Origin of the sequence: Pseudomonas sp. ABC1 (genome assembly GCF_013395055.1) — a bacterium.
In the GTDB taxonomy this organism is placed as follows: Bacteria; Pseudomonadota; Gammaproteobacteria; order Pseudomonadales; family Pseudomonadaceae; genus Stutzerimonas.
On the sequence record NZ_CP058349.1, the window covers coordinates 924,019 to 944,628 of the forward strand.

The 20,610-nt window shown below is 64.2% G+C and carries 16 protein-coding genes and 1 tRNA gene; 12 read left to right on the forward strand and 5 right to left on the reverse strand.

What is annotated here, in order from left to right; all coding sequences use genetic code 11:
- Window positions 1-130 precede the first annotated feature (130 nt).
- Window positions 131-1,969, reverse strand: coding sequence for a phosphogluconate dehydratase (edd, locus tag HW090_RS04050; RefSeq protein ID WP_179112272.1), 1,839 nt, complete (start codon window positions 1,967-1,969; stop codon window positions 131-133).
- Between the two features lie 169 nt (window positions 1,970-2,138).
- Between edd and HW090_RS04055 the strand changes: the two genes are divergently transcribed.
- The 5 genes from HW090_RS04055 to HW090_RS04075 all read left to right on the forward strand — a co-directional run bounded on the left by HW090_RS04055 (window position 2,139) and on the right by HW090_RS04075 (window position 8,701).
- Window positions 2,139-2,495: a hypothetical protein gene (locus tag HW090_RS04055; protein WP_179112273.1), complete on the forward strand. Its 357-nt coding sequence runs from the start codon at window positions 2,139-2,141 to the stop codon at window positions 2,493-2,495.
- Window positions 2,496-2,661: 166 nt separating this feature from the next.
- The gene (locus HW090_RS04060) at window positions 2,662-3,906 is read left to right on the forward strand and encodes a TolC family protein (protein WP_179112274.1); all 1,245 of its coding nucleotides are present in this window, start codon (window positions 2,662-2,664) and stop codon (window positions 3,904-3,906) included.
- Window positions 3,907-3,932: 26 nt separating this feature from the next.
- Window positions 3,933-4,469, forward strand: coding sequence for a hypothetical protein (locus HW090_RS04065; protein WP_179112275.1), 537 nt, complete (start codon window positions 3,933-3,935; stop codon window positions 4,467-4,469).
- Between the two features lie 10 nt (window positions 4,470-4,479).
- Complete coding sequence (locus HW090_RS04070) at window positions 4,480-5,577, forward strand: efflux RND transporter periplasmic adaptor subunit (protein ID WP_179112276.1); 1,098 nt, start codon at window positions 4,480-4,482, stop codon at window positions 5,575-5,577.
- 13 nt (window positions 5,578-5,590) lie between these two features.
- Window positions 5,591-8,701, forward strand: a complete 3,111-nt coding sequence (locus tag HW090_RS04075; RefSeq protein WP_179112277.1) for an efflux RND transporter permease subunit — start codon at window positions 5,591-5,593, stop codon at window positions 8,699-8,701.
- A 36-nt stretch (window positions 8,702-8,737) separates the two neighbouring features.
- Here HW090_RS04075 and HW090_RS04080 read toward each other — a convergent pair whose 3' ends face one another.
- Complete coding sequence (locus HW090_RS04080; RefSeq protein ID WP_179112278.1) at window positions 8,738-9,613, reverse strand: YihY/virulence factor BrkB family protein; 876 nt, start codon at window positions 9,611-9,613, stop codon at window positions 8,738-8,740.
- A 298-nt stretch (window positions 9,614-9,911) separates the two neighbouring features.
- Between HW090_RS04080 and HW090_RS04085 the strand changes: the two genes are divergently transcribed.
- Entirely contained in the window at window positions 9,912-10,358 is a 447-nt protein-coding gene (locus HW090_RS04085; RefSeq protein ID WP_179112279.1) for a hypothetical protein, read from the forward strand.
- Window positions 10,359-10,448: 90 nt separating this feature from the next.
- On the opposite strand, the gene HW090_RS04090 is transcribed toward HW090_RS04085, so the two are convergent.
- The 3 genes from HW090_RS04090 to HW090_RS04100 form a co-directional block, all read right to left on the reverse strand.
- A tRNA-Thr gene (locus HW090_RS04090) sits at window positions 10,449-10,524 on the reverse strand.
- A 59-nt stretch (window positions 10,525-10,583) separates the two neighbouring features.
- Window positions 10,584-11,420, reverse strand: a complete 837-nt coding sequence (locus HW090_RS04095) for a S1 RNA-binding domain-containing protein (RefSeq protein ID WP_179112280.1) — start codon at window positions 11,418-11,420, stop codon at window positions 10,584-10,586.
- A gap of 423 nt (window positions 11,421-11,843) precedes the next feature.
- Complete coding sequence (locus tag HW090_RS04100) at window positions 11,844-12,965, reverse strand: PQQ-dependent sugar dehydrogenase (RefSeq protein ID WP_256930785.1); 1,122 nt, start codon at window positions 12,963-12,965, stop codon at window positions 11,844-11,846.
- Window positions 12,966-13,129: 164 nt separating this feature from the next.
- Between HW090_RS04100 and HW090_RS04105 the strand changes: the two genes are divergently transcribed.
- The 6 genes from HW090_RS04105 (at window position 13,130) to HW090_RS04130 (ending at window position 20,396) form a co-directional block, all read left to right on the forward strand.
- On the forward strand, window positions 13,130-13,690 hold the full coding sequence (locus tag HW090_RS04105; protein ID WP_179112282.1) for a hypothetical protein: 561 nt from the start codon (window positions 13,130-13,132) through the stop codon (window positions 13,688-13,690).
- 138 nt (window positions 13,691-13,828) lie between these two features.
- Window positions 13,829-14,116, forward strand: a complete 288-nt coding sequence (locus tag HW090_RS04110) for a hypothetical protein (RefSeq protein WP_179112283.1) — start codon at window positions 13,829-13,831, stop codon at window positions 14,114-14,116.
- 143 nt (window positions 14,117-14,259) lie between these two features.
- On the forward strand, window positions 14,260-15,597 hold the full coding sequence (locus tag HW090_RS04115) for a diguanylate cyclase (protein ID WP_179112284.1): 1,338 nt from the start codon (window positions 14,260-14,262) through the stop codon (window positions 15,595-15,597).
- Between the two features lie 55 nt (window positions 15,598-15,652).
- Window positions 15,653-16,660 (forward strand): carbon-nitrogen hydrolase, encoded by a 1,008-nt coding sequence (locus HW090_RS04120; RefSeq protein ID WP_179112285.1) that lies wholly within the window; start codon window positions 15,653-15,655, stop codon window positions 16,658-16,660.
- On the forward strand, window positions 16,657-17,682 hold the full coding sequence (locus HW090_RS04125) for an AraC family transcriptional regulator (protein ID WP_179112286.1): 1,026 nt from the start codon (window positions 16,657-16,659) through the stop codon (window positions 17,680-17,682). The genes HW090_RS04120 and HW090_RS04125 overlap by 4 nt, the downstream gene beginning before the upstream one ends.
- Window positions 17,683-17,933: 251 nt before the next feature.
- On the forward strand, window positions 17,934-20,396 hold the full coding sequence (locus HW090_RS04130) for an EAL domain-containing protein (RefSeq protein WP_256930742.1): 2,463 nt from the start codon (window positions 17,934-17,936) through the stop codon (window positions 20,394-20,396).
- Window positions 20,397-20,610: the final 214 nt, after the last annotated feature.

The following is a 20,610-nucleotide window of genomic DNA, read 5'->3' on the forward strand; positions in this document are numbered from 1 at the left end:
CGCTCCGCAAAAATCATGAAAAATCCGGCACATGGCGCCGGTCATGCACAGTGTCATACCAGCGACGGCTCACGTCCAGCCATCTTTAGGCGCCCCGGCACCTGAAACCTGAAGCCTGTTCCCGGACGCTTCAGCGCTGCCAGCCGGCATCGAACGCATCGACGAACACGCTGGCCCCCGACTCCGCCGAACTGAAAGCGGCCCGCATGAAACCGAACAGCTCACGCCCGCAGCCCTCGCCACCGAACCAGTTCGGCAAGGATGCCGCCGTCCGCCCGGCCCATTCAGCATCGTCCACCAATACGTTCAAGTGCCCGGTGACACCATCGACACGAATGATATCGCCGTCCATGACCCTCGACAGCGGCCCACCATCCAGCGCTTCCGGGCACACATGAATGGCCGCGGCGACCTTGCCTGAAGCCCCCGACATGCGCCCGTCGGTCACCAGTGCGACCTGATAGCCGCGATCCTGCAGCACGCCCAGGTAAGGCGTCAGCTTGTGCAACTCCGGCATGCCATTGGCCTTCGGCCCCTGGAAACGCACCACGGCGACGAAGTCCCGCTCCAGCTCGCCGGCGGCGAATGCCTGCGCCAGTTCAGCCTGGTCGTTGAATACCCGGGCCGGCGCCTCGACCACGCGGTGCCGTGGCTCCACGGCGGACGTCTTGATCACCGCACGCCCCAGGTTGCCGGTCATGACCTGCAAACCACCCTCGCTGGAAAAAGGCCGCGACACCGGGCGCAGGATCGTCTCGTCCAGGCTTTCACGGGGGCCATCGCGCCAGGTCAGGCGGCCATCATCGAGGAACGGCTCCTGCGTATAACGACGTAGCCCATGCCCGGCCACCGTCTCGACATCCTCATGCAACAGCCCGGCCTCCAGCAGGGTATACACCATGAAGGCGACGCCGCCGCAGGCATGGAAGTGGTTCACGTCGGCCTGCCCGTTCGGGTAGACCCGCGCCAGGCTCGGCACCACGGCCGACAGCTCGGCCATGTCCTGCCAGGTCAACTGGATGCCCGCCGCACGTGCGAAGGCCGGGATATGCAGGGTGTGATTGGTCGAACCGCCGGTGGCATGCAGCGCCACCACCGCATTGACGATGGCCTTCTCGTCGATGATGCGGTACAGCGGCAGGTATTGCCCGGCCTGCATCGTCAAGCGTGTGAGCTGATGCGCCGCTTCGCGGGTCAGCGCCTCACGCAGCGGCGTGTCCGGGTTGACGAAGGAGGAACCCGGCAGGTGCAGCCCCATGATTTCCATCACCACCTGGTTGGTGTTGGCCGTGCCATAGAACGTACAGGTGCCAGGGCTATGGTAGGACTGCATCTCGGAAGCCAGCAGCTCTTCGCGACTGGCCTTGCCTTCGGCGAACAGTTGGCGCACCTGCGCCTTTTGCTTGTTGGGAATGCCGGAGGGCATCGGCCCGCCCGGTACGAAAATGGCCGGCAGGTGGCCAAAGCGCAGCGCGCCGATCAACAGGCCCGGCACGATCTTGTCGCAGATGCCCAGGTACATCGCCGCATCGAACATGTTGTGCGACAGCGCGATGGCGGTGGACATGGCGATCACCTCGCGGCTGGCCAGGCTCAGCTCCATCCCGGGCTCGCCCTGGGTCACGCCATCGCACATGGCCGGCACGCCACCGGCGAACTGCCCGACCGAGCCGACCTCGCGCAAGGCCTGCTTGATCAATGCCGGGAAGCGCTCGTAGGGCTGGTGCGCCGAAAGCATGTCGTTGTAGGCCGAGACGATCGCTACGTTGGCCTGGTTCATCAGCCGCAGGGCCTGGCGATCATCCGCCGAGGTGCAGCCCGCCACGCCATGGGCGAAATTCGCGCACTGCAACTGGCCGCGTCGCGGCCCCTCCACGGCAGCGGCCTGCATCAGTGCCAGATAATGCGCCCGGCTTTTGCGGCTACGCTCGACCAGACGCTCGGTGACTTCCACTATACGAGGGTGCATACCCTGCTCACTCCTGCATCAGGTTATCCGCCGCTTCGTTCATGAGCGGCTCGCGCCAGGCCACCTCCAGACGGGGAAGCCGGCAGGCCATTTCCGGCAACAGCTGCGACTTGCGTCGCAACCTCGACTGGCCCTAGTATGCCGCGTCCCGCCCAAGCATCGAACCTCCATGCGCATCTGGCTCGTACTTATCCTGTCGCTCCTGGCCCCCATGCAGATTGCACTGGGCGCGGTCAGTGCTGCGTGCCTGCACAGCGAGAACGATCCTGCCAGCCAGTCCCACATCGGGCATCACCAGCATCGCCATATCGTAGCCAGTGACAGCGAAAGCAAGTCGACACAACTGCCACTGCATGCCCACACCGACTGCAATGCCTGCGCGGCCATGACCACGCCGGTCATGCCGAGCCAGTTCAGCCTGCCGCTGGCACACACGCCACAGCCCATCACCGCGTACCGTTCGCCACATACACCGGCACATCCCGAGGCGCGCCCCGAGCGCCCCAATTGGCCAGCCGTCGTCTGACGGCGGGCGGACATTTCCTGCACGCTGCCTTTCCTGATCCCTCGACGACCTCGCACAGCGAACGCCTGCTTTAAGCGACACAGGCCAACTGCCGTGCGACCTCTGGACAGGACCGACAGCACCTCCCCGCCGATTTCCCGACGAATTCAAGTCACCGGAGAATCGGATGCACATCAAAGGCATTACTTGCTGGTTGCCCCTCGCCGGCCTGCTCCTGGCCAGCCCTGCGCAATCAGCCAATGACGCGAGCCACTATACGCTGCAGCAAGCCTTCGAGGCGGCCTGGGCCCTGCAACCGGAGTCTGCTTCGGCAGATGCGTTCGAGCAGGCCAGCCAGGCCCGGCGCAAGGCCGCGCAAAGCTGGCTGGCCGACGGCATGAGCCTGGAGCTGTCGACCAAGGGCGACCAGCTCAACCGAAACCAGGGCGAACGCGAACACGAGGCAGGCCTGGCCATGCCCCTGTGGCTGCCCGGCGAGCGCTCGCGCAGCGGCGCCCTCGCCGATGCCCAGGCGCAAGCCAATGGCAGTCGCTACGCGGCGGCCAGGTTGCGCACCGCCGGAGAGGTTCGCCAGCAGTACTGGCAATGGCTACTGGCCGCGCAGTTGCAGTCCCTGGCCAGTGACCGGGTCGAAGACGCCCGACGCCTGGCCGACGACGTGGAGCGCCGGGTGCGTGCCGGCGAACAGGCCCAGACCGACCGCCAGCAAGCCCAGGCCGCTCTGGCCCAGGTCGAACTAGAACTGAGCGAAGCCGACAGCACACTCGAAGAGGCGCGCCTGCAATTCCAGGCCCTGACCGGCAGTCCGCTGCCTGCGCGGGCCAGCTCGGCCATCGTCGCAGAGGCCTCGCCAGACGCAGAAGACGAACGCGCGCTGGCCAGCCATCCGCGCCTCACCGAACTGGCGGACCAGGCCGAGGCCGCCCAGCGCCAGGCTGAACTGGCCGGTGTGCAGAGCCGTGGCAACCCGGAACTGCGCCTGACCGCAACCAACGCCCGCGACGACTCGCGCGCCCGCTACGACCAGAGCCTGACCCTGGGGCTGAGCATTCCGCTGGGTTCACCCAGCCGCCAGCGCGCCCAGCGTGCCCAGGCCGAAGGCGAAGCCATCGAAGCCCTGGTGCAGAAGCAGCGTCAGCAGGAACTGCTCGGCGCCGAACTGCGGGCCAGCCGCCTCAAGCTGAAGGCCGCGCAGCAACGCGCCGAAATCGCCGAGCAACGCGCCAGCCTGCTGCAAAGCAGCCGTGCCGCCATCGAGAAATCCTATCGCCTGGGCGAAAGCGGGTTGCCGGATCGCCTGCGCATCGAAGCCGAAGCCCGCGAGGCCAGCCGCCAGGCAGTCATCGCCCGCCTGACGCTGGCCCGCGAGAACTCGATGCTGCGCCAGGCGCTTGGCCTGCTGCCCCAATGAACAGAATGATCGACAAGGACTTATCCATGCACACTCGTATGAAATTGGCCATGGCGCTGCTGCTCACCCTCGCCCTGCCGCTGCAAGCCCATGAGGGCCATGACGATGAACCCGCTCCCGCCAGCGGCACGGAGTCCAGCTCGCCACGCTTCTCCGGCCACTCGGCGAACTTCGAACTGACCGGCATCGTCGGCGAACACCAGATCACCCTCTACGTCGACCACTACGCCGACAACAGCCCGGTCGAGGACGCGACCCTGGTACTGAACCTGAACGGCCAGGCAATGGCCGTAGAACGGCACGCGCCGGGCGAATTCGAGGTCGACCTGGCAGCACCGCTGGCAGAGGGCGAGCACCAGATCGCGGCACGCATTCGCAGCGGTGAGCTCGACGAGACGTTGAGCACGCACCTGGACCTGCATGGCGAAGACGAACATGCCGGCCATGACCATGCGGAAAGCGGCAACGGCCTGCGCATCGCCGGCCTGCTGGCGCTCCTGCTACTGGTGCTGGCAGGCGTCTACCTGCTGCGCAAGAAAAACCAAGCATCCACTCGGGCCTGAAGGTGATCGTATGAAATCGAATTTTCTAATCGGCCTGACCTGTCTGGCCCTGAGCATCCCGGCACTGGCCCACGAAGGCCATGATGACGAAGCCCCCGCGCCGGTCTCGGCCGACAGCCCGCGCCGTCAGCCAGATGGCAGCGTGTTCCTGCCCAAACCGACCCAACGCCAACTGGGTGTCCGCACGCAGATACTGCAAGCCGGCGAATGGCCACGGACACAGACCCTGTCCGCCACCGTGGTGCCCGACCCGAATGCCAGCGGCTGGGTCCAGCCATTGCTCGCCGGGCGCCTGGAAGCCGGCCCGAACGGCCTGCCGCGACTCGGGCAGCGTGTGAGCAAGGGTGACATCCTCGGCTACGTGGTCGCCACCGGCGACACCCTGGAGCGTGCCGGTCAAGCCGCGCAACTGGCCGAATGGCGCTCCGCCAGGAGCCTGCTGCTGCAACGCCAGGCGCGCCTGAAGGAATTGAGCGACAGCATCCCACGGCGCGAACTGGAGGCGCTGGACGCCGAGTTGTCCAGCCTGCAGGCGCGTATCGGCGCCCTGAATGCCGGCCTGAACGCCCGCGAGCCGCTCAAGGCGCCGGTGTCCGGCATCATTTCCACCAGCAGCGCGGTGATCGGCCAGATCGTCGACGCACGCGAGTTGCTGTTCGAAGTCAGCGACCCGACGCACATCCAGGTCGAGGCCCTGGCCTATGACCCGGCCCTGGCCGACGACATCGCCGGCGCCAGCCTGAGCATCGCCGGGCGTTCCGTCGAACTGAGCTTCATCGGTGCCGCCAACAGCCTGCGCGCCCAGGCCCTGCCGCTGCGCTTCCAGGCTTCTGGCAGCGACCTGCCACGCCTGCCGACAGGCCAGAACCTCAACCTGACGGTGCGCAGCGCCAGCACTCTGCACGGCATGCCGGCGCCGATCAGCGCCCTGGCGAAGAACGCCTCCAACCAGGACATCGTCTGGGTCAAGAGCGACGCCGAACGCTACGCGCCACGCACGGTCACCTTCACGCCGCTGGACGGTTCGCGTGTGGTGCTGACCTCCGGCGTCAAGGCCGATGAGCGTGTCGTCACCGAAGCCACCGCGCTGATCAACCAGATTCGTTGACGAGGACTTCTCCATGTTCAAATGGCTCCTGGACAACAGTCTGTCCAACCGCCTGCTCGTCATCATCGCCAGTCTGGTGCTGATGGCCTATGGCGCCTTCACCCTGTCACGCATGCCGGTGGACGTGTTCCCCGACCTCAACAAACCCACCGTCACCATCATGAGCGAAGCGGGTGGCATGGCCTCGGAAGAGGTCGAGCAACTGATCACCTTCCCGCTGGAAACCACCCTCAACGGCCTGCCCGGCGTGGAGAGCATCCGCTCGGTCTCCAGCAGTGGGCTGTCCTTCATCTACGTCACCTTCGACTGGGGCACCGATATCTTCCGCGCGCGGCAGATGGTCAGCGAGCGCCTGTCGGCCATGGAGGAAGGCCTGCCCACCGGCGTCACGCCGGCCATGGGTCCGATCAGCTCGATCATGGGCGAGATCATGCAGGTCGCCATCCCCATCGACGAGGCGAAGAGCACGCCGATGCAGGTGCGCGAGTACGCCGACTGGGTGTTGCGCCCGCGCCTGCTGGCGATTCCCGGCGTCGCCCAGGTCATCCCCATCGGCGGTGAAGTGCGGCAGTTCCAGGTACAGCCCGACAGCCGCCGCATGGCCGCGCTGGGCATCACCCACGGCCAGTTGATCGAAGCCCTGGACGGCTTCGCCGCCAACAGTTCCGGCGGCTTTCTCGAACTCAACGGCCGCGAATACCTGATCCGCAACCTCGGCCAGACCAGCAACCTGGAAAACCTCTCCAACCTGGCCATCGGCGCCAGCGGCGGGCAACCGATCCTCTTGCGCCAGGTCGCCGAAGTCAGCTTCGGCGCCGCCCTGAAACGCGGCGATGCTGGTTTCGAGGGCAGGCCCGCAGTGATCCTCGGCATCCAGAAGCAGCCCAGCGCCGACACCATCGAGCTGACCCGCGCCCTGGAAGACGCCCTGCAACAGATGCAGCAATCGCTGCCGGAAAACCTGCTGCCACCCCGCGTCACCTTTCGCCAGGCGAGCTTTATCGAGGCCTCCATCGAGACCTTGCAGGGCAAACTGATCGGCGCCTCGGTGTTCGTCGCGGTGATCCTGTTCTTCTTCCTCGGCACCCTGCGCCCGACGCTGATCGCCCTCACCGCGATCCCGGTGTCGATCCTGATCACCGGGCTGGTGTTCAAGTACTTCGGCCTGTCGATCAACACCATGACCCTCGGTGGCTTGGCCATCGCCATCGGCGGCCTGGTGGACGATGCCGTGGTCGGCGTGGAGAACGTGCTGCGACGCCTCAAGCAGCATGCCGGCAAGCAGCGCCTGCATCCGCTGGAGCTGGTGGCACAAGCCACACTGGAAGTCCGCTCGGCGATCCTCTATGCCACGCTGATCATCGTGCTGGTGTTCCTGCCGCTGTTCGCCCTGCCCGGTATGGAAGGCCGCCTGTTCGTGCCGCTGGGCGTGGCCTTCATCGTCTCCACCCTGGCGTCGCTGGTGGTGTCGGTGACGGTGACACCGGTGATGTCCTTCTACCTGCTGCCACGCATGAAGTCGTTGCACCATGACGACACACGCCTGCTGCAATGGCTCAAGCGCGGTTACCGCAGTAGCCTGGAAAGCGTGCTGCGACACCCCCGCGCCGCCGTGGCGACGGCCCTGGTCGCGGTGCTGCTGGCCATGGCCAGTATCCCGCTGTTCCCCAAGACCTTCCTGCCGCCCTTCAACGAGGGCACGCTGCTGGTCGGCCTGCGCCTCAGCCCGGGTGTGACGCTGGCGGACTCCTCGGCACTGGCGCGTCAGGCCGAGGAACTGGTGATGCAGGTTCCGGAAGTGCTGCACGTCGGTCGCCGCAGCGGTCGTGCCGAACTCGACGAGCATGCCGAAGGGGTGCACGTCAGTGAACTCGATGTCGGCCTCAAGCCCAGCGCCGAACTGGAGCGCCCGATGAGCGAGATCATCGGTGACATCCGCGCGCGCCTGGCCAGCCTGCCGGCGGCGGTCGCAGTCGGCCAGCCGATCGCCCACCGTATCGACCACATGCTCTCCGGGGTGCGCTCGCAGATCGCCATCAAACTGTTCGGCGAAGACCTCGACACCCTGCGCGGCCAGGCCGAAGCCCTGCGCACGCGGCTGTCGGCCATCCCCGGCCTGGCCGATCTGGAAATCGAGAAGCAGGTGCTGGCGCCGCAGATCAAGGTGCGCATCGACTACGCCGCGGCGGCCCGCCATGGCGTTGCCGCGCCGCAGATCCTCAAGACCCTGCAGGGCCTGGTGGAAGGCGAGAAGATCACCCAGATCGTCGAGCAAGGCCGGCGCTTCGCCCTGGTGCTGCGCATCCCCGAGGACGACCGCTCCCTCGCCGGTCTGGCCAACCTGATGATCGACACGCCCAACGGACCGATCCCGTTGTCGCGCCTGGCGACCATCGAAGATGGTGACGGCCCCAACCAGATCAGTCGCGACGACGGCAAGCGCCGCATCGTGCTGTCCGCCAACGCCCAGGGCCGCGCACTATCGGACATCGTCGAGGACATCCGCCAGGTGGTGGCGCGCAACGAACTGCCGGAGGGCTACTTCATCACCCTCGGCGGGCAGTTCCAGGCCCAGGAGGAAGCCTCGCGGCTGGTCGGCCTGCTCTCGCTGGTCTCCCTGGTGCTGATGTTCGTGGTGCTCTACAGCCGCTACAAGTCGTCCGTGCTGTCGCTGCTGATCATGGCCAACATTCCGCTGGCACTGGTCGGCGCGGTGCTCGGGCTGTGGCTGTCCGGGCAACCGCTGTCGATCGCGGCACTGATCGGATTCATCACCCTGGCGGGTATCTCGGTGCGCAACGGCATCCTCAAGGTCAGCCACTACATCAACCTGATGCGCATCGAAGGCGAGTCGTTCAACCAGGCGATGATCCTGCGCGGCTCGCTGGAGCGCCTCAGCCCGGTGCTGATGACCGCCCTGGTGACGGCCTTCGCCCTCGCCCCGCTGCTGTTCGAGGCCGAGCGTCCGGGGACGGAAATCCTGCACCCGGTGGCAGTGGTGATCTTCTCCGGGCTGGTCAGCTCGACGCTGCTCGACACCTACCTGACGCCAGTGCTGTTCTGGCTGTTCGGCGAACGCGCCAGCGAGCGCCTGTTGTCTGAAAACGAGAGCGGCGCCTTCTGATGCACGAGACTGGCCGGCAAGGGATGCCGGCCAGTTTCACTCATCCAGTAATTTCTCGCCACGATCCTTGCCCTCGGCGCTGGCATGCTCGATCACGGCATTCAGTTCTGCCCCCAACAGCAGTACCGCCGCCGAAATATAGAAATACAGCAGCAAGACAATGATCGCGCCGATGCTGCCGTAGGTGGCGTTGTAGTTGGCGAAGTTCTGCACATAGAAGCCGAAGCCCAGCGATGCGACGATCCAGATCACCACGGCCAGCACCGAGCCTGGGGTGATGAAGCGAAAGTCCTGCTCGACGTCCGGCGTCACGTAGTAAAGCAGCGCCACCGCCATCATCATCAACAGCACCACCACCGGCCAGCGCGCCCAGGCCCAGACCACCACCACTTGCTCACGCAACCCGACATGGGTCGCCAGCCACTCCATCACCTGCGGTCCGATGATCATCAGGCCAGCGGCGAGCAGCAGCATCACAGCAATACCGATGGTGTAGAGAAACGACAGCAGGAACAGCTTCCACAGCGGCCGCCCCTCCTCCACGTCATACGCCTTGTTCATCGCATTCATCAGCGAACGGATGCCGCTCGAAGCCGTCCACAGCGCCACCAGGATACCGAAGGACACCAGGCCACTGTTCTGCCGCTGCAACTGGTCGATCACCGGGTTCACCTGGTCCAGCGCCACCGGCGGCAACACCAGCGTCGCCTGCTCGCGCAGCCAGTCGAAGAACTCCGGCAAGTGCAGGAAGCCGAGCATCGCCATCAGGAACAGCAGGAACGGGAACAACGCGAACAATGCCCGATAGGCCAGCGCCGAGGCATAGGTACTCATGTCGTCTTCATTGAAGCGCTGGATCGTGCGCCAGAGCAGCGCAATGCTCCCGATACGACGCGTGTTGGCGGATTCCATGCGTACTCCCTGTGCATTTCCGATAGCAACTCGGACGGTGATTGCCGGCAAGAGTTCTACCATGCAGGGAAAGGGAAACGCACGGCGCCTGAGCGAAGCTGCAGCGCTGCAAGTGACAAAGCGGCGGCACGAACGGCAAAAGCGTTCCGGCAAGCGGAAAGACCGTGCCGCAACACGGCCCCCCGCGCGGACCCAAGGCGGCTCGCATGACGCGAGAACCCACACAGTTGGGCTGGTCAGAAGCGCTGGCATCGTACTTGCTTGAAGCCATGGGCATTCCAGACGAACGAGATACGCCATGCAGATCCAGGGAGCATCCTTTCAGGCCAACCGCCTACAGTCCTACGAAGCCGCACGCCAGAAGAACGAGGCATCCGACTTCCTCACGACCCAAGCCCAGGTCATGAGATCCAGCGACCTGAAGCCCCAGAACCATTCAACGGGCGCAGCAGGCTATGACTTCTCGGACATGACGCCGCAACAAGCACTGGATGCAAGCCAGGACCTGTACCAATCCGGCCAGATATCTCTCGAAGACAACCTGAAGATAGGCATGCAGGCGCTACTCGCCTTGCATTCGCCTGGTGTCAACCAGAACGAGACACTCGACTTCGTGGCTCTCTTTCGCGGCGGCATAGAGGGCGCTGACTCCAGGGGCGAGAGCCGCCACGCTGGGCAGCTTCAATCCGCACTGGACGCCATGCTGGGAAACCAGAAGAGCAGCACCCTCAATACCTGGTCCTGAACCTGCCGACGCTGCGGCACATCGAGCCAGATGGGCAACGCAGGGCAAAGCAACAAAAAAGGCCAGCATCTCTGCTGGCCTTTGTTTTACTGGTGCCGACAATAGGAATCGAACCTACGACCTTCGCGTTACGAGTGCGCTGCTCTACCTACTGAGCTATGTCGGCGCGCGCGCATTATTCAGGGTTGTCGTTCAGGACTCAAGTACCGGGACACTGTGTACCGCTCAGACACGCTCTATACGATCGTCGAAGATGCGAATGGCACCCTGCTTGAACAGGCCGCCAATGGCCTTCTTGAAGTTGCCCTTGCTGACACCGAACAAACGGCTGATCACCTCTGGAGCGCTCTTGTCACTGACCGCGAGTACGCCACCCTCCGCCGCCAGCTTGTCGAGGATCAGCGATTGCAGCGCATCCCGTGCCTGGGCACCGACCGGTTGCAGGCTCAGGCTGATCTTGCCGTCGCTGCGCAGCTCGCGAATGAAGCCACGCTCGCGCATGCCGGGGCGCAGGAATTTGAAGACTTCGTTCTTGTGGATCAGCCCCCAGTGCTTGCCCTCGATGATCGCCTTGTAGCCCAGGTCCGTGGGCTCGACGATCAACAGGTCGACCTCGTCGCCCACCTTGTACTGCGCCGGGACGTTGTCCAGGTGACGATCCAGGCGTGCCGAAGCGGTGATGCGCCGGGTGCGGGTGTCGAGGTAGACATAGACGACGCAGTAGTCGCCGACTTGCAGCGGCTGCTTCTCCTCCGAGTGAGGCAGCAACAGGTCCTTCGGCAACCCCCAGTCGAGGAACAGGCCGGTACGGTTGATCTCCACCACCTTGAGGCTGGCGAACTCACCGACCTGGACCTTGGGTTTCTGTGTGGTCGCGATCAGCCGGTCGTCACTGTCGAGGTAAACGAAAACGTTCAGCCAGTCGTCTACCTCGGTGTCTGCACCCTTGGGAACATAGCGATTGGGCAGCAGGATTTCGCCGTCGGCGCCACCATCCAGATACAGGCCAAAGCTGGTGTGCTTGACGATTGCCAGGCTGTTGTAGCGTCCGACCAAGGCCATGACGAATTCCCCAGTAAATGAAAGCGGTGGATTCTAGCAGCCCGCTGGGCCTGGCAGGCGAACGATGGTGCGGTGCTTCTTAGCGGGTGTCGGTGGTGTTTGTAGAAAAAGCTCGTTGTCCATAAGCCCGCGCACCTGGGTTCCCGCCTACGCGGGAACGACGAGTGGTGTTGTTTTCATGCTGTGCTTTTCCTTATGGGCGCTTCGGTATTGACTGCGGGCCCGGCCAGCCCCTCGGAGCAACCTTCGCCGACAGGGACGTCGGCGAAGAGCCCCATGGATGGGTTCATGCGTGTTGCGTAGAGGGGCTGGTCGGGTTCGCAACACCACGGACGTCAGGACAGCGCAAACGATTCATGGCCAACCACAGCTTGCCAATCCAGTTGCAAAGCACGCCGGCACAACGACCCAAGAGCCATCCACTCACCCCTCCTCAAGACCAACCCGCAGAACCTTGCCCTTGGCCTCGTCGGTCAGCAGGTAGAGATAGCCGTCCGGCCCCTGGCGAACGTCGCGGATGCGCACTTTCAGGTCCTTGAGCAAGCGCTCCTCATGCACGATACGGTCGCCGTCCAGTTGCAGGCGGATCAGCGAGCGGTCGGCCAGGGCGCCAATGAACAGGTTGTGCTGCCAGGGTGCGAAACGGTCCGCCTGGTAGAACGCCATGCCGCTGATCGCGGGTGACTTCTCCCAGACATGGTGCGGTGACTCGGTGCCTGCAACCTCCTTGCCCTGCGCCTCGGGGATCGGCAGGAAGCTGTAGTTGACGCCGTGGGTCGCCTTGGGCCAACCGTAGTTCAAGCCCGCCTTGGGAATATTGATCTCATCGCCACCGCGCGGGCCGTGTTCGTGGGTCCACAGTGCACCGGTCCAGGGGTTGACCGCCGCGCCCTGCTGATTGCGGTGCCCATAGGACCAGATTTCCTCCCGCGCACCGGCACGCCCGACGAAGGGGTTGTCCTGCGGCACCTTGCCGTCGGCCTGCAACCGGACCAGCTTGCCCTGCAACTTGTCCAGGTCCTGGGCCGTGGCGCGCTCATTGTTCTCGCCAAGGGCGATGAACAGCAGGCCGTCGGCATCGAAAGCCAGGCGGGAACCGAAGTGCAGGCCCGTGGAAAGTTTCGGCTCCTGGCGGAAGATCACCTGGAAGTTTTCCAGGCTGCGCAGGTCATCGCTCAGTCGGCCACGGCCAACGGCCGTCCCCGCCTTGCCGTCAGAGCCCTGCTCGGCGTAACTGAGATAGACCAGTCGGTCCTGGGCAAACGTGGGCGACAGTTGCACATCGAGCAAACCGCCCTGCCCTTGGGCAAAAACCTTGGGCAAGCCCTGCAACGGCTCGGAGAGTTCGCCATCGGCCTGGAGCAGCCGCAGGCGACCAGGACGTTCCGTCACCAGCAGACGCAGTTCGCCATCCACAGGGATGAAGGCCAGCCCCCAGGGATTTTCCAGCCCCGTCGCGACTTCCTCGACCGAGATCCGGCCCTGTTCGCTGGTGTAGTGACGCAGCTTTTCTTCACTGGCCAGCACGGTCGCCGACACTCCCATACAGCACACAAAAGCCAATGATCGACGCAGCATGAATCACCTCCATGAATGGATTGAGCGGACAACGGTACCAGGCCCTGCGTGTCAGACAACCCGACGCCCACAGCGTTTCCCTCGCCAGCCCCAACAGGCATACTGGGCCGACTACGACGGAGGGAATACCGATGAAGAGAGCCGGGCTGATCGTGCTGCTGGCAACCCTTGGCGGCTGTGCCTCGCAGCCGTGCACGCTGGATAGCAGCGATGCGGCCTGCCGGACGGAGCGGCTGTTGTTCCAGAACGATCTGATGCAGGCCAAGATACTGGCCTCGCTGGGGGACGAAGAAGGCTACGAGCTGGCCAGCGCCCTGCTAGAGCGTAGCGCGCGCCTGGACCAACGCGGCGAGACCGAGTTCTACCGCGCCATCCTGCTGATCCGTCAGGCCGCGCCCACCGCCGACGTCCAGTCGCTGCTGGAGCAAGCGGCGGACAAAGGCCATCCCCATGCCACGGCCCTGCTCTACAAAATGCATGCACAACCCTACTTGCTGGAGGAGGCCGACCCGCAGCAGGCCGATCACTACCGACAGGCCTACAGCCAGTTGGATGTAGCACGCAGCGGCTACCCTTCCTTCGAAAAAGCCCTGGAGCTGGTCAGCCAACTGGTGCAGCCACCACCACGACCAGACAGCGGCGCGCCAGCGCTGTGCCTCCAGTATTGCCAGAGCGACACTCCAACGCCCTGAAACCCTGCTGCTGGCAACCCCGGATAACCTCCTGCGATGAACCAAAAGCGGCCCACGGCGCTCAATTTCAATGAGCGCCGTGGCGCAATCATCGAACGAGCAGCGCCTGCCAGGGCGGTGCTCGATGGAGGAAATACCATGAAGACATCTACCTGCGCATTGCTGGCCGGCCTTCTGGCAAGCCCTGTTGCACTGGCCTGTACAGTGGACGAAGCGAACGAGAAAGCCGCCCGATTGGCTGAGCGTGTCAACCAGCTCACCTTGTCCGACCCGGAACGGGCCAGGGAGATAAACGAAGAACTCCACCAGATGGATCTCAAGCGCAGCGAAGAACAGCTGGGTGACGAATGCCAGGCCTATGACATTCGTCTCAAGCACCTGGAGCAGGCCGAGCGCCGGGCCGACATTCCTTCCGTCAGCGAATGACGCCGGCGATCGAACACGAAGCATTCCAGACAGGTACAATGGCCACACCCCGCCGGATGTCATCGGCGGGGAACTGCCTCGACGCGCATGCCACACCCCGCGCCGACCGCAGACCCCGGATATCCAGCGTCCCGTTCGACAACATGCCAGCAGACAAACCTCCCCACGACCATCAGCAACAGGAAATTCGCCGCCTGCGCGAGATCATCGCGCACAATTCCGACTGGCTGTGGGAGGTCGATACCCAGGGGCGCTACACCTTCTGCTCGCCCCTGTGCGTGCAGTTGCTGGGCTACACGCCCGAGCAATTGCTGGGGCGTACCCCGTTCGACCTGATGCCGCCAGGGGAAGCGCAGCGGGTGGCAGCGGAATTCACCGACATCATCACGGCGCGCCGCCCTTTCAGCGGGCTGATCAACCGCAACCTGAAAGCGGATGGCAGCCTTGTCGTACTGGAAACCAGCGGCATCCCGCTCTTCGATGAGCGCGGCGAATTCACCGGTTACCGGGGCATTGACCGTGACATATCGCCGAAAGTCGCCCCACTCGGCGTGCGCTCGGTACAACTCGAAGCGCTCTACGCGGCCGCACCGGTGGCACTGGCCCTGCTCGACCGCGCAGGCAGTTTCGTCAATGCCAACCATGCCATGGCCGCCATGCTGGCCAGTACTCCCGAGCGGCTGGTCGGAGAACCTATCCAACGCTACCTGCCCGCCGAGCTGCTCGATACCGAAGCCTCCCTGGAGCGCCTGCGCCAGGGCGAAGTCCGCCTGATCCAGACGCTGGACTGGCAGACCCGCCACTATCAATTGACCCTACAGCGGGTCACGGATGCGGACGAACAGATCATCGGCATGACCCTGGCCTTCAGCGACATGACCGAGCAGTACGCCATACGCCAGCAGTTGGCGGAGGCCTACCGCCAACTGGAGCAAGCCAACGAGCGCCTCAACGAACTGGTGGAACGCGACCACCTGACCGACCTGCACAACCGCCGCCGCTTCGACGACAGCTTGCAGCGGGAAGTCGCCAGGGCCTTGCGCGAGCAGCTTCCGCTGTCGCTGTTCATGCTGGATATGGACGGTTTCAAGACCTACAACGATCACTACGGCCACCAGGCGGGTGACGAATGCCTGCGGCTCCTGGCCGATATCTTCCGCAGCGGCCTGTTTCGCCCGGCGGACCTGATCTGCCGTTATGGCGGCGACGAATTCGCGGTGATCCTGCCGCAAACGGACGCCACTGCCGCCCTGCTGGTGGCCGAACGTCTGCGCCAACGGGTACAGCAAGCCAACCTGCCCCACGCGCTGAACGGCTCGGGCTGCATCACGGTCAGCATCGGCACCGCCAGCCTCGACCCGCTGGCAGCGGCGGCCTCGGTCAGCGAACATTGCGTCAACCTGCTCCTGGCAGCCGACGCCGCGCTGTACAAAGCCAAGCGCAACGGGCGTAACCAGGTCAGCGGCACGACCGAGGCATGATGAAACGACACACTGGCCGAGTCGGCATGACGATGATCTTCGAAGATTGCCCGTGATGAGTGAAACACGCGCCCCCCGCCTGACGAGCCGATACCGGCTACTCAAAGCGGCCCTGCTGCTGCTCACCAGCCTGGCCCTGCTCCTGGCCTACCTGTACTGGGCACAGGACAAGCGCAGCGGCCCCCTGTTGTCGGACCTGCGACTATTGCCTATCGAGAGCGAAGGCACGCCCGGCCACGGCGGCAACCTGCTCGCCATCGAGACGCGCCTGCAACCCGCCGACTACCAGAGCAGGGAGCGCCTGCGCCTGAAATTCGCCACATACCTGGAACAGGCCAGGGAGGCCGGCATACTCTCCGCCGCCAGCATCGTGGCCCTGCCCGAGCATGTCGGCACCGGCTTGTTCGCCATCGGGGAAAAGCCCGAGGTCCAGCAGGCGCGGACGCTGCGTGATGCCATGCAGTGGATGGCATTGAGCAACCCCTGGGATTACCTGCGCTGGCAGCTCGACAACAGCAGCGACGACCGGCGCACCGAGGCGGTGCTACGATCGCGGGCCAAGCATATGGCCAAGGCCTACCAGGCGATCTTTTCCAGCCTGGCCAGGGAGTATGGTGTCACGCTGGTGGCCGGCTCGATCGTCCTGCCCGAGCCGTATATCGAGAAGGAGCGGCTGTACATCGGTGAGGGTCCGCTACGGCAAGTCAGCCTGGTATTCGACCCGGAAGGCCGCATACTTCCCCCCCTGCACCATAAGCAACAACTGACACGCTACGAACGACGCTACAGCGATGCGCCCGACCAGCCGGAGCATGGCTTCAGCGCGACACCGCTCGGACGCCTGGAGGTGATCTTCGGCTGTGAAGAGCCGTCGCCCAAGGCAGAGCTCTCGGTGCGGCTGGGACCCGCTGAGGACGCCTGCCAACCGCCTGCGGACCACCGACAACTCACCGTACGCACCCTCGGCCTGCCATGGAACCTGGTCGGTTCGCCACGCCGCGCAGACCCTGTCGACCATCGCCTGCCCGTGCGCCTGCACAACCACTGGCTACCGGAGTCATGAGCGGTTCGCGCATCCGCCTGGGCGACCTCTCCGTCGGCTTCGCCCTCAGCCTGGGCCAGGCCCTGGAGGAAAAAGGGCTGGATGCACAAGCGTTGCTGGAGGCCTACGGACTGGACGCGCAACGGCTGGCGGAGCCACAGGCGCGCCTTTCCATCCCACGCTTCATGCGCCTTGGGCATGCGGCCATCCAGGCCAGCCAGGACCCGGCTCTGGGCCTGGCCATGGGGCGGCTGCGCCAGGCCTCCCACCTGGGCCTGGCCGGTGTGACCGCGGCGCTGGCACCCAATGTCCGCGAGGCCGCCCGAACCCTGATTCGCTTCGAGCCACTGTATGCCAGCAACTATCGGGGCAACTCCAGTTTTCACGAAGACCCCGGCGGTGCCTGGCTGCGCTTCTATTCCATAAGCCCCTACAACGCCTACAACACCTTCGTCGTCGACAGTGTGCTGGCCGGCTGGCTGACGCAATTGCGGACGCTGTGCGGCGTCCATCTATCCCCGCGCGAAGTCGAGATCGAATACCCGCGCCCGGCCTACGCCGAAGCCCATGAGCAACTCTTCGACTGCCCGCTGCGCTTCTGTGCCAGGGCCAATCAGCTCTACCTGGACAAGGCCAGCCTGGCCTTGCGCAACCCGCTGCACTGCCCTGGCACCTGGCAGGAGCTGCTCCAGTTGTGCGAAGAGAAACGTACCCTCTGCCTGCGCACGCACAGCCTCAGCGAGCGAGTGACGGCGTTGCTTGGCCCGCTGCTGAAAGGCCAGGAGCCTGAACTGGCACAGATCGCACAACGCCTGCGCATGCCGGAGTGGACCCTGAGACGTCGCCTGGCAGCCGAAGGCACCAACTACAGCGGCCTGCTCAACAGTGCTCGCCAGGAATTGGCGACGGCCTATATCCGCGACACCGAGGCGTCGTTCGGCGAAATCGCCTGGCTGCTCGGGTTCTCGTCCGCAGAAGCCTTCCAACGGGCGTTCAAGCGCTGGACCGGACAGACGCCCGGGGCGTTCCGGCGCGGCGCCTGACACCTTTCCAGCCATAGCGCGCATCGCCGGCTACGGACACTCGGTGCCCAGCAAGATCGTACTGGCACATGGACGAATAATGGCCTTAGGATGTGAAAAGCTGAAAAACAATAACGCGTGATCACCAAAGCACGTGCTGCCCTCCGGTTACCGGCACGCAACGTCAACAGACGAAAGGGTAGAGAGCAATGCCGAAATCAACGTCTCAGCCTGTCTCGGCGAAAGCCCAGCGCGCCGCCATGGAACGCTTCATGGCCATTGCCGAATTTGCCCCCGACGGCACGCTCACCCGCGCAAACACCAACTACCTCAACCTCCTCGGCTACACCCATGAAGAAGCCATCGGCCGGCCACATGGCAGTTTCTGCCTGCCGGTGTTCTCCGAGGGAAAGGAATATGCCGCATTCTGGCAGGCCCTACTCTCGGGCCAGGCACGCTCAGGCATCGTCGAACGGCTGCGGCGGGATGGCGAGAGCCGCTGGCTCGAAGCCACCTACACGCCAGTGGTGGATGACCAGGGCCAGGTCGTGCAGATACTGAAGATCGCCACCGACATCAGCGAGCGGCTGCAAGAAGAACGCGCCCGGCAGCAACACCTGCAACTGCTCTCATTGGTGGCCAACGCCAGCGACTCGGCCATCCTGATCAGCGATGCCAGCCCGCATATCGAATACGTGAATGCCGGTTTCAGCCGGATGTTCGGCTGGAGCAGCGAGGAAGCATGCGGGCAGAAACCCCTGGCCCTGCTCGCCCCCGACAAGGACGAAGCCTATTCGCAGGAGTACCAGGCAGCCCTCAGCGCCGGCAACCCCGTCGAGCGTGAAGTGATCGTGCAAGGCAAGAATGGCCAGCGCTACTGGGCCAAGGTCATCAGCAACCCGATCCACGATCACAATGGTCGCTGGAGCCTGACCATCACCATCCTGACCGATATTACCCGCGCCAAGCTGCACGAAGTGTTGCAACGCAAGGCGCTGGAAGCCATGGCACGCGAGCAGCCGCTGGCCGAGGTGCTGGAGCTGATCTGCCTGGAAGTCGAACGCATCGCGCCAGAGCTCACTGTCGCCATCCTCGAAGTGGACGAACAGGGTCGCATGCACCCACTGGCCGCCCCAAGCATGCCCGAGGAGCATGCGCGGCGCCTCGACGGCGTTGTCATCGATGAATCGGGAAGCAGTTCATCCAACCCGCTGTGGGATGACTACAGCTCGTCATTGCAGGCGCATGGCTTCATCCAGTGCTGGCCCAGCACCATTCACAACAGGCAGGGCCGGGTCATCGGCATCTTCGGCTTCTACACACGCCACACGCATGGGTCGCTGTCGACATCGCTGCACCAGGGGCTGGCCGACGCTTGCCGGTATCTGTGCACCCTGGCGATAGAGCGCGAGCATACGCGCCGCCGCATCCGCCAACTGGCGTTCTATGACGCACTGACCGGCCTGCCCAACCGCAGCCTGCTGCAAGCCAAGGCGGACCAGGCCATCGCCATCGCCAACCGCAACAACGAGCAACTGGCGGTGCTGTTCATCGACCTGGATCGCTTCAAGAACATCAACGACTCCCTTGGGCACCCGGCGGGCGACGAACTGCTGCGCCAGGTCGCGACCAGGATCAGCGAGACCGTACGCGTATCGGATATCGCAGGCCGGCAGTCGGGCGACGAATTCGTCGTGGTTCTCCCGCAATGCAATGCCGAGAGCGTCAAGGAAACCGTCGGACGCATCCAGAACCTGCTGAGCCAGCCGATGCTGATCGCCGGCACCAGCGTCTCGATCTCAGGCAGCGTCGGCATCGCCATGTACCCGGCGGATGGCCGCGACATGGAAACCCTGCTGCACCGTGCGGACATGGCCATGTACCAGGCCAAACACTGCGGGCGCGGCAACTTCAGTTTCTTCAGCAATGAAATGAACCAGCTCGCCCAGGAGCGCCTGATGCTGGAGACCGCATTGCGCAAGGCGCTGCAAGAGGATCAGTTGCGCCTGCACTACCAGCCGCAGATCGAGCTGGCCAGCGGTCAGCTCTACGGTGTCGAGGCTCTCGCGCGCTGGACCCACCCCGAACTGGGTGAAATATCGCCGGCCCGCTTCATTCCGCTGGCCGAAGAATGTGGCCTGGTTGGCGACCTCGGGCGCTGGGCGTTGCAGGAAGCCTGCCGGCAGCTATCGGAATGGCGTACCAAAGGGCTGCTCATCCCGGCCGTCTCGGTCAACCTGTCGCCAAGCAATTTCCACAACCTGGATCTTCCGCGCATGATCGCCGACACCCTGCAGATCAATGCCCTGACACCCCAGGACCTGACGCTGGAGCTGACGGAAAGCATCCTGCTGGACACCAACCCCAGCACCATGAAAACCATCGGAGAAGTACACGCCCAGGGCATAAGCCTGTCGATGGATGACTTCGGCACGGGCTATTCGAGCCTCAGCTACCTGCACCGACTGCCGGTTTCGGAACTGAAACTCGACCGAAGCTTCGTGGCGGACCTCGAGCATGACCTGACCGCGCAGGCCCTGAGCAATGCCATCCTCGGCATAGGAAAGAACCTGCAACTCACGGTAGTCGCCGAAGGTGTGGAAAACGAAACACAGAACCTGATGCTGCGCGACCAGGGCTACCCCATCGCACAGGGTTACCTGTTCTCCCAGCCACTGGCCCCTGGCGAGCTGGAAACCTGGCTGGCCAGGGCTATCGGCAATACTGCCGCCTGATCAACCAGGCGCTGATATCAAGCCCCGGAAGGCAGAAAAGTAAACGTGCAGCTCGGCGCAACATGGCAAGGGATGGCCGAAAGGCCATGACTACAACTCGAAGGCATCCTCGCCCGCGTCTTGGCAATCCTGTTCCGCGGCATGCCACTCCAGCATTTCATCCTGATACTCATCCATTCTCATATGCTCTCTTCTTGGTCATTGACACCCTATC